This is a genomic window from Methanoculleus sp. (assembly GCF_036677455.1).
Taxonomy (GTDB): Archaea; Halobacteriota; Methanomicrobia; order Methanomicrobiales; family Methanoculleaceae; genus Methanoculleus.
In genome coordinates this window covers 1-9,162 of record NZ_JAVBWL010000013.1, presented here as the reverse complement: position 1 = coordinate 9,162, position 9,162 = coordinate 1, and the positions used below count along the sequence as shown (strand labels likewise).

The window sequence follows — 9,162 nt, the reverse complement described above, 5'->3', positions numbered from 1 at the left end:
TCCTCGACCGTCGTGATCCCCTGGATCCCGAAGTTCTCGACGAGAACCGCGAGAACGCCGGGCGAGACGAAGCCCGGGAGGCGGGGGCCGAGGGTGATATCCTTGACACCGAGCGAGAGGAGGCTGAGGAGAACGAGCACCGCCTTCTGCTCGTACCAGGCGATGTTGTAAGAGATCGGGAGTTCATTGATCCCGACGCCGAACGCTTCCGCGAGGGCCTGGGCGATGACCACGAGCGAGTAGCAGTCGTTGCACTGGCCGGCGTCGAGGACGCGGGGGATGCCGCCGATATCACCGAGGCCGAGGCTGTTGTAGCGGTACTTCGCGCACCCGGCTGTGAGGATGATCGTGTCTGCGGGAAGAGCCTCTGCGAATTGGGTGTAGTAGTCCCGTCCGCTGTATCGGCCGTCGCAGCCCGCCATCACGAGGAACCGCTTGACGGCGCCGGACTTCACCGCACCGACGACCGTATCGGCGATGGCAAGGACCGGGGCATGGGCGCACCCGGTGACGAGGTCGCCGCGGGAGAGGTCCGCCGGGGGCTCGCAACGCTTCGCGTGTTCGATCAGGGCCGAGAAGTCCTTCTTTCCGTCCGGAGAGGCGCCTATGTGCTTTAACCCCGCAAACCCGACGAGCCCGGTGGTGTAGACCCGGTCGCGGTAGGAGTCCTTCGGGGGGACGAGACAGTTCGTCGTGACCAGGACCGGGCCGTTGAACCGCTCGAACTCCTCCCGCTGGAAGGGCCAGGAGCCGCCGTAGTTCCCGATCAGATGCTCGTACTTCTTGAGGCCCGGGTAGGCGTGTGCCGGGAGCATCTCGCCGTGGGTATAGACGTCCACGCCCGCTCCGCGTGTCTGTTCGAGGAGGTCGGCGAGGTCCTTGAGGTCGTGGCCGGTGACCAGGATGCCCGGCCGGGTACCTGCGGCGGTGCCGACCGTCGTGATCGCCGGCGTCCCGTAGACGGCGGTGTTTGCCGTATCGAGGAGGGCGAGGACTTTCACGCCGACGTTGCCGCACGCGAGCACGTAGCCGACCATCTCGTCGACGGAGAGGTCCTCTAGCGTGGCGGCGAGGCCCTCCTGCATGAAGATCATGACCTCCGCATCCTCGTAACCGAGGACGGCGGCGTGGTGCGAGTAGGCGCCGACCCCTTTGAGCCCGTAGACCAGGAGGTCGCGGAGCGACAGGAGGTCGGTGTCCACGCTCTCGCGGGCGGCGACGATCTCCTCTGCCTTTGCCGCGATAGCCCCGGGGCTTGCCGGCGCCCAGGTGCAGGCTGCAGGCTCAGCGCTCCCGGCTGGCGGGAGGGCGTCGCGGATACGGGCCGCTTCCTGGATCGCGACCTCGAATCGCGCGGGGTCGAAGTTCACGTTGGTCAGGGTCGCAAAGAGGCTCTCCGCGACAAACCTCCCTGCCTCCGGGTTCCCGCCGCCCTTCTTCATCGCCGCGAGGTTCCGTACCGAGAGCCCCTTGAGGGTGTAGATCAGGACGTCCTGAAGCCCGGCGGTCTCCCCCTCCTTGCCGCAGACACCACGCACGGTGCAGCCGAGGCCCTTTGCCGTCTCTTCACACTGGTTGCAGAACATACGTACTCACTCCATGATATCTATTTGATACAAGGTATCTGTTAGATACTAGAGTATAAGTAGGAGAAGGTTTCTCTCATTATACCATGCAGAGTGTCTGCACGGTCAATCAGACCGTCAAGTATCTCGGAAAGAAGTGGACGCTCCTGATCATCCTCGAACTCTACAAGGGGGAGGGCTACACCCTCCGGTTCACCGAGGTGAAGGAGCGGCTCCCGGGGATCACGGCGAAGGTTCTCTCGGCCCGCTTAAAGGAACTCGAGGAGGAGGGCCTCGTCGAGAAGCGCGTGGAAGCCGGAACCGTTCCCGTCAGAAGCGATTATACTCTCACGGCAAGCGGGCTCGGGCTCGTCGAGGTGATCAAGGATATCAAGCGGTGGGCGCTCCGGTGGAAGATCGAGAACCAGGCCTGCGGGGCGCAGGACTGCCACGATTGTGTGCTTTAACTTGTGGGGTTGAAGGGGCGGGCCGGGAAGTCCGGTACGACTCTGGCGAGGCGACCACAGTCTGCATGAGATCAAGAAGTCGGGATCGACTGATCTACGCGAAAGAGTCCACCTGACGCGTTTTCCGGAACGTGGGGATATCGTAGATCATAATCGACACTTTTATCGATGATCATCGAGTATGATCGATAGATGGACGAGAGGCTGCAGATCGCACTCGAGAGCCAGAACCCCTGGTGGTTTGGAAAAGAGTTTGAAATCGGCGTTGAACGACTTTCATTCTTTCCTCTCCTGAAACAGTATCTTGATGCACCTGAGGTACTCCTCCTTGTCGGTGCACGCAGGACGGGGAAGTCGACGCTGGTGTACCAGATCATCAGTTCCCTTCTCAGAAGGGGTGTGCCCGGCAGGGCCATCCTCTTCATCACCATGGACGAACCCCTCCTCCTCTCAATGGCAGACGATCCCTGGCTGATCCGTCGCATCGTCGAGGACCATCTCGCCCGCCACCCCGAACTTGAACGGCTCTATCTCTGCATCGACGAGGTTCAGCACTATCCCGCCTGGGTGCCCACCATCAAGGCTCTCTATGACACAACGAGCAGGGTCAAATGTATCCTGACCGGCTCCACATCCTCGCTGCTCAGGCAGGAGAGTAGCCGCCTCCTATCGGGCAGGTGTTTTTCCTGCTATGTGTACCCACTCTCTTTCCCTGAGTTTCTTCGGTTTCAGGGTATTCTGAACCCAACAATCATCGAGAAGAGGCATCATTTTGAGACCTACCTGAAATACGGTGGTTTCCCCCGTGTGGTCCTCGAAAAGGACAGTGACCTGAAGATACAGATACTCAAAAACTACTATGAAACGATCTATCTCAAGGATATCATCTATCCGAACAGTTTGAGGAAGAACAGCGAGATTGTAGACCTGCTCTATTATCTTATATCAAATGCCGGGAACGCCACCTCGTACAACCAGATTGCCAGGACCCTCAACATCGCACCGGATACCGTGAGAGAGTACATCGAGTACGCCGGGAATGCGTTCCTCCTGTATCCCCTGATGAAATTTGATTATTCTGCAAAAAAACAGGTTGCAAACCCTAAAAAAATTTATTTCGTGGATCCCGGCCTGATAAATGCCGTTGCATTTGCATTCTCCGAAAATCGTGGGAGACTCCTGGAAAACATTGTCTTCATCGCCCTGATGAAGAAGTATGGCGATATCTTCTACCACCGGGACCGCTACGAGTGCGACTTCCTGGTAAGGTCTGGCCGGACGATCGTCCTGGCCATCCAGGTGACGCAGTCCCTGCAGGATGACGTTACGAGGCACCGGGAGATACGGGGGCTTGTCGAGGCGATGGATGCACATGGCCTTGATGAGGGGACGGTCGTCACTGCGTCGGAGTCAGCGGAGACAACCGTCGACGGTCGGACAGTTCACATCGTCTCGATCGCTGAATGGCTGGATGAGTTGTGACCACTCTCTGGAACCTATGTGTACGCCCCTGGTAGTATGAACTGCGGAGGATTGTCGGCCGCTCGGAGCGCCACTCCTCCATTGACATAGATGATCTCGATGCATTCCTCAACTTCGCGATGAGAGAGATCACAAGGCTGACCGGAATAGACCCGGATAATGAAGAGATCTGGAAAGAGATCTCCAACCAGATCAGGAATGAACCGCTGGTGTTAGATGTCAACGAGCTGCGCACTACCACGATCTTCACCCTGTGTGAAGTATTCTGCGATAGGTTCGAGAATGGCGCCATCCTTGATCATTGCCGGGAGACCATCGAGAAACTCCACGACCACCCGGCAACACCGCTCGTACGGGGAGATGCACCCCTCTGGGGGGCGGCGATCGTATACGCGGCCTGCCAGAATGCAGATCTGATCCGGCCGGGAAAGGGCGGTTCTCCCATTGCAAGGGAAATCAGCTTTTTCTTTGGCATTGAACGATCGTCGATCCGGAACAAGGTGACGGTACTGAAAAAATACCTCTCCGATCGATAACTCTGCCGACAAAAGGTATCAACCAGGAGAACCGATACCTTAGTGAACAGAAAGCGGATTTGCCCATGATCGTCATTGGTATCGACCCAGGGCTCGCAAGAACCGGCTACGGCGTCCTCAGCACCGGCGGCAGGTCTCCGGTGCCGCTGACCTACGGCTGCATCGAGACCGAGAGCGCCGAGAGTTCCCCGGAGCGGCTGCTTGAGATCCACACGAGGATCTCCGGTCTCTTCGAGGAATACGATCCCGGGTGGGTCGCCGTGGAGCGGCTCTTCTTCTCCAGGAACACCACCTCGGCGATGCAGGTCAGCGAGGCACGCGGCGTCCTCCTCCTCGCCGCGGCACAGCACGGGGTCCCGGTTGCCGAGTATACCCCCAACCAGGTCAAACAGGCGGTCACCGGGTCGGGGCGTGCCGACAAACATCAGATGCAGGAGATGATGCGCCGGCTCCTCAGGCTGGAGGAGGTGCCCCGGCCCGACGATGCCGCCGACGGCCTTGCCATCGCCCTCTGCCACATCAATATGGTGCAACTACGATGATAGCCCAACTCTCAGGAGACGTGATATCCACCGGCGACCGGTGGGTGGTGATCGATATCGGCGGTGTCGGCTACCAGGTGCAGGTGACCGGGCCGGCGCTGGAGACCCTCAGGGGGGCGCAGGGCCGCGTCACGGTCCACACCCATATGGTGGTTCGCGACGACGACATCAGGCTCTTCGGCTTTCTTTACCCGCGCGAACGGGAACTCTTCACGATCCTGATCGGGGTCTCCGGCATCGGCCCCCAGACCGCCATGAACATCCTCTCCGGGATATCGTTCGAGGATTTTGCCGTTGCAATCCTCGACGACGACACAAAGACACTCACCCGGATCCCCGGGATCGGGAAGAAGGGTGCCGGGCGCCTGATCCTTGAGTTGAAGGAGAAGATGAAGAAGCATGCGGACAGCCTCGCCGCCGGCAGGCGCCCTACCGGGGCCAACGACGCCGCGAGCGCCCTCATATCGCTTGGGTTCTCACCCGGGGAAGCAGGGGAGGCGGTTGACGCCGTCCTCCCGGGTCTCCCTGATGCGAACGTGCAGAGCCTGATCCGCGCTGCTCTTGCACACCTCCGGGAGCGCCGATCATGAACGAACGCATCCCCTCGCCCTCGCCCCTCTGTGGTGAACCTGACGACGCGGCGATCCGGCCGGCGCGCCTCGACGAGTTCGTGGGGCAGCCCCAGATCAAGGAGGCTCTTGCAATCGCCATCGCCGCCGCGAAAAAACGCGGCGAGTCTCTCGACCACGTCCTCTTCTCCGGCCCACCGGGCCTCGGAAAGACGACGCTCGCCCAGATCATCGCGCGCGAGATGGGAGCCGGGATCAGGAGCACCACCGGGCCGGTGCTGGAGCGGCCCGGCGACCTCGCCGCCCAGCTGACCGCCCTTGCTCACGGCGACGTCCTCTTCATCGACGAGATCCATCGCCTCAACCCGGTGGTCGAGGAGATCCTCTACCCGGCGATGGAGGACTCCTGCATCGACGTGATGATCGGCGAGGGACCGGGTGCACGATCGGTCCAGCTCCCGCTGGAGGAGTTCACCCTCATCGGCGCCACGACGAAGGTCGGGCTGCTCGGCTCCCCGCTCCGAGACCGGTTCGGGTTCATCTTCCGCCTCAACCTCTACGAAGTCCCCGATCTCGCGAAGATCGTGGAGCGGAGCGCTGGGATCATGCAGATCCCGATCACCCCCGATGGAGCGGATGAGATAGCAAAGAGGAGCCGCGGGACACCCAGGATCGCAAACCGGCTGCTCCGCCGGGTGCGGGACTTCGCCACGGTCAGGGGGGACGGGAGTATCGACGCCGAGACGGCCGACCGCGCCCTGACGATGCTCGGCATCGACCGCCTGGGCCTCGACGACCTCGACCGGCGGATCCTCTCGGTCATCGCGGACGATTTCGGCGGCGGGCCGGTGGGCGTCAAAACGATCGCGATATCGGTCGGCGAGGAGGTGCGGACCATCGAAGAGGTCTACGAGCCCTACCTGATCCAGATCGGGTTCATAAAGCGCACGCCCCAGGGCCGGGAGACGACCGGGGCGGCCCTGCGCCACCTCGGAAGCGGTCTCAGATAACTCCCATCTCCGAGAGCCTCTTCGGGAGGTACTCCTTCGTTACGAAGTCGAGCCCCCGGCTCGCGAACGCCTGCTGTTCCGACTTCATCTTCATATCGAGCTGAAGGTTGATCTGGGTGCGCCAGTAGTCGGTCGCAAACCGGGGATCGGTCAGCTCCGCCTTCAGGGCGTTGATGTCCTGCTCGGTGAGGTGGTCGGCGGGAAGGTTGTAGTCGGAGATGTCGGAGGGCTGCACCCCGATGAACTGCGCCTGGGGAGTCGCCAGGAGATCCGACATGTGGGCACTCTTGATCGAGCCGTAGGCGACGCTCGCGTAGATCCGGTAGGACCAGGGGTCGCCGTCGGTGAAGACGACCACGGGGAGGTTGAGCGAGTCGTTGAGCCTCCGTAAGACCCGGCGCGTGGAGCGTGCCGGCTGCCCCTTGAGGTGGACCAGGATCGCCCCGTACTCCTCGTCGAACCCGTTCTCCATCAGACGGGCGTACATACCGCCGGTCTCGATGGCGATGACGAACTTCGCGTCGTGGTCGACGAACTCGAGGTTGTCGACGTTGTTCGGGATGGGGTAACCCGCTTCCCCGACGTCGTCCTGGCAGTGCATCTCCTTTGCGCCGCGGCGGGTGTTCTCCCGTATCCGCAGGGGGCCGAAGAGCGAGGCGCCGTCCTCCTCCGGCCGGAGATGGAACGCTTCCCGCTGGACGTCGGTGATGATCTCGAGATCCTCGATCAGGAGGTTGCTCTCGTCCTGGGCAGTGAACTTTGCTCTCTTCCACCCTTCCGAGATGTAGTAGAGCTCTCTCAAGGTCGACGACCGGTTCTCCACGAGCTGCTGCTTCAGAAACCCGATGAGATAGGCCATCTTCAGGAGATGGACCGCTCCCTTCTCGTTCGTTGCTGCCCGGGTGCTCTCCCGCTCGCCGTACTTCCAGACCTCGCCTTCGTCGTCGTAGGCGAGGTTTCGTTTCGTCCGCGTCGGCAGCCGGATGAACGGGACGATACCGTCCCGCATCTGATCGTACCATCCACGGGCGATACCGACGAGCCGCTCCTTTGCGAGCGCATCCATCTCTTCCCTAGACATCGAGATCCACCACCACTTTCTTGCTGTCCTCCACGCCGCGCAGGTCGAGCGACCCGTCGCCCGATCCGGTGTAGACGATCTGCCAGGCCTCACCGGCGCCGAGCGTACATCGCCAGACCTTGTTGTACTCCCCGTCCATAGTGTCCACAAAATCCGGCCGGGGCACCGCGTCCAGAGCCTCATCGCGGGAGAGGTTGTAGAGGACGAGCGGGACTTCTTTTGCCGTGTAGTTGTTCACATCGATATGGACCTTCCCGTCGATTGTCCGTTTCTTCGCGACGACCTTTCTCATGATCTTGCCCTCGATCGGGGAGGTGTCGACGAGGGGGAGCTCCACGATCTCGCTCACCTTTGCGGCGATATCGGGGATGATCGAGCATATCGCCCGGGCGCGGTCGTCCTGCTGCTTCTTCTTGTCCCGCCGGTAGAGGTAACTCTTGAGTTCCCGGCCGAGTTCCTGGAGGACGAGGACGATCTCCCGCTCGATCTCCGGGATGGACGCGACCGCATCCTTGCTCTCGCTCGTGAAGGGGACGTTCGTGGACGCCACGTGGACCATGACGAGCATCGGCCCCATGGGAAGGCCCTGCTGCGAGAGGCCGTAACCCTTCCAGTTCACCTGCGAGACAGAGTTCGTGATCGCGCAGGCGCCCTGCTGGTAGAGGAGGGGGACGCGGTTTGCGAAACGGAAGAGTTGGGCGGCACCTTCGGGGGGGACCTTGCCGCCGTAGCCGATCGCCGCCTCGATGATGAACGAGTGCCCGCCGTAGACCGCGCTCGGACGGGTCCGGGCCCTGACGAAGTCGAGCTGGATCTCCTTCTCAAGCCCCCGGCAGATCAGATCCTCGCCGATGGGGGAGAGGCACTGCTGTGCCGGCGGGGCCGGGACCTTCACGCTCTGCATGGCGTCGAGGAGCCTCTTTAACTCGTCGGCATCGAGGTTGCTCACCTTTCGGGTGGGTTTGAGGTTTGCGAGCGCGATCATCTCGTCTGCGGTCTTCTTCCCGACCCGGGAGAAACTGCCCACGAGGAACTCATCGACGGTCCCGGTGCTCGCGGCCGCGATCCGCTTCAAGGCCCCGAACTCGATCCCGTGCGGGTGGGGGAGGATGGGCTTTGGGCACGGCGGGACCTCGCCCGAGACCCGCTCGAAGGTCGTCACCTCGCCGTCGATATCGGCCGTGATCCGGGCGTGCGGGTTGACGATCGCCGTCAGGCGGAGGTAGTCTGCCAGCCGCTTCTTTGCGGTGAGGGTGCTCTTGAACTGGATCTCGATCCTGGTCCCGTGCACCCGGTCCCAGTCGATCTCCTCGTGGCTGAGGACCTCGGGCTCGTTCGTCTCGGTCCTGATCATCAGTTCAAACCGGTGGGCTCTCGCCTTTGCCCCCGTCCGGGAGGTGACCCGTGCCGGGGTGCCGGTGGTGAGCTGCGCATACAGCACCGCCGCCGATATCCCGATCCCTTGCTGTCCCCGGCTCTGCCGGATCTGGTGGAACCGGGAGCCGTAGAGGAGTTTCCCGAAGACCAGAGGGACGTTCTCCGGCACGATCCCCGGGCCGTTGTCCTCGACCGTGATCCGGTAGACCTCGGCGTCGACCTTTTTGATGCCGACAAAAATGTCGGGAAGGACCTCCGCCTCCTCGCAGGCGTCGAGCGCGTTGTCCACCGCCTCCTTGATGGTGGTGATGATCCCGCGCGTCGGGGAGTCGAAGCCGAGCAGGTGCTTGTTTTTCTCGAAGAACTCCGCGACGCTGATGCTCCGCTGCTGCTTCGCCAGGTCTTCAGCAAGCACCATGCCGCGCTACCTCAGCGATGGCGTCCTCGAGGCTCCTCTCCTGCTGCTCGCCGGAGTGGAGGTCCTTGAGGGTCACCGTCCCCGCCTCGACCTCGCGCTTCCCGAGGACCACGGC

Annotated in this window: 10 protein-coding genes; 6 read left to right on the top strand and 4 right to left on the bottom strand. The window is 62.0% G+C overall.

Translation table 11 applies throughout. From position 1 onward, the window contains the following. On the bottom strand, window positions 1-1,586 hold a 1,586-nt coding region (hcp, locus tag V6K60_RS04255; RefSeq protein WP_332449272.1), incomplete at its 3' end, for a hydroxylamine reductase. An 86-nt stretch (window positions 1,587-1,672) separates the two neighbouring features. On the opposite strand from hcp, the gene V6K60_RS04250 reads away from it, so the two are divergent. The 6 genes from V6K60_RS04250 to ruvB all read left to right on the top strand — a co-directional run bounded on the left by V6K60_RS04250 (window position 1,673) and on the right by ruvB (window position 6,171). Beyond that, a complete protein-coding gene (locus V6K60_RS04250) occupies window positions 1,673-2,032 on the top strand; it encodes a winged helix-turn-helix transcriptional regulator (RefSeq protein WP_332449271.1) in 360 nt (119 codons plus the stop codon). Between the two features lie 192 nt (window positions 2,033-2,224). Then, window positions 2,225-3,514 (top strand): ATP-binding protein, encoded by a 1,290-nt coding sequence (locus tag V6K60_RS04245; protein WP_332449270.1) that lies wholly within the window; start codon window positions 2,225-2,227, stop codon window positions 3,512-3,514. 119 nt (window positions 3,515-3,633) lie between these two features. Continuing rightward, entirely contained in the window at window positions 3,634-4,050 is a 417-nt protein-coding gene (locus tag V6K60_RS04240; protein WP_332449269.1) for a DUF6398 domain-containing protein, read from the top strand. Between the two features lie 65 nt (window positions 4,051-4,115). Then, window positions 4,116-4,592, top strand: coding sequence for a crossover junction endodeoxyribonuclease RuvC (gene ruvC / locus V6K60_RS04235; protein ID WP_332449268.1), 477 nt, complete (start codon window positions 4,116-4,118; stop codon window positions 4,590-4,592). Continuing rightward, window positions 4,589-5,182, top strand: coding sequence for a Holliday junction branch migration protein RuvA (gene ruvA / locus V6K60_RS04230; RefSeq protein WP_332449267.1), 594 nt, complete (start codon window positions 4,589-4,591; stop codon window positions 5,180-5,182). Before ruvC ends, ruvA begins: the two co-directional genes overlap by 4 nt. After that, entirely contained in the window at window positions 5,179-6,171 is a 993-nt protein-coding gene (gene ruvB, locus V6K60_RS04225; protein WP_332449266.1) for a Holliday junction branch migration DNA helicase RuvB, read from the top strand. Before ruvA ends, ruvB begins: the two co-directional genes overlap by 4 nt. On the opposite strand, the gene V6K60_RS04220 is transcribed toward ruvB, so the two are convergent. From V6K60_RS04220 to V6K60_RS04210, 3 genes are read right to left on the bottom strand one after another with little or no spacing between them, the layout of a single operon-like run. Then, window positions 6,164-7,252 carry a DNA topoisomerase IV subunit A gene (locus tag V6K60_RS04220; protein WP_332449265.1) on the bottom strand — a complete coding sequence of 363 codons (1,089 nt, stop codon included), beginning with the start codon at window positions 7,250-7,252 and terminating at the stop codon, window positions 6,164-6,166. The two genes, ruvB and V6K60_RS04220, sit on opposite strands and share 8 nt — an antisense overlap. Next, window positions 7,245-9,047, bottom strand: coding sequence for a DNA topoisomerase VI subunit B (locus V6K60_RS04215; RefSeq protein ID WP_332449264.1), 1,803 nt, complete (start codon window positions 9,045-9,047; stop codon window positions 7,245-7,247). The genes V6K60_RS04220 and V6K60_RS04215 overlap by 8 nt, the downstream gene beginning before the upstream one ends. Further along, complete coding sequence (locus V6K60_RS04210) at window positions 9,034-9,159, bottom strand: His/Gly/Thr/Pro-type tRNA ligase C-terminal domain-containing protein (RefSeq protein WP_332449273.1); 126 nt, start codon at window positions 9,157-9,159, stop codon at window positions 9,034-9,036. The genes V6K60_RS04215 and V6K60_RS04210 overlap by 14 nt, the downstream gene beginning before the upstream one ends. Between the last annotated feature and the right edge of the window lie 3 nt (window positions 9,160-9,162).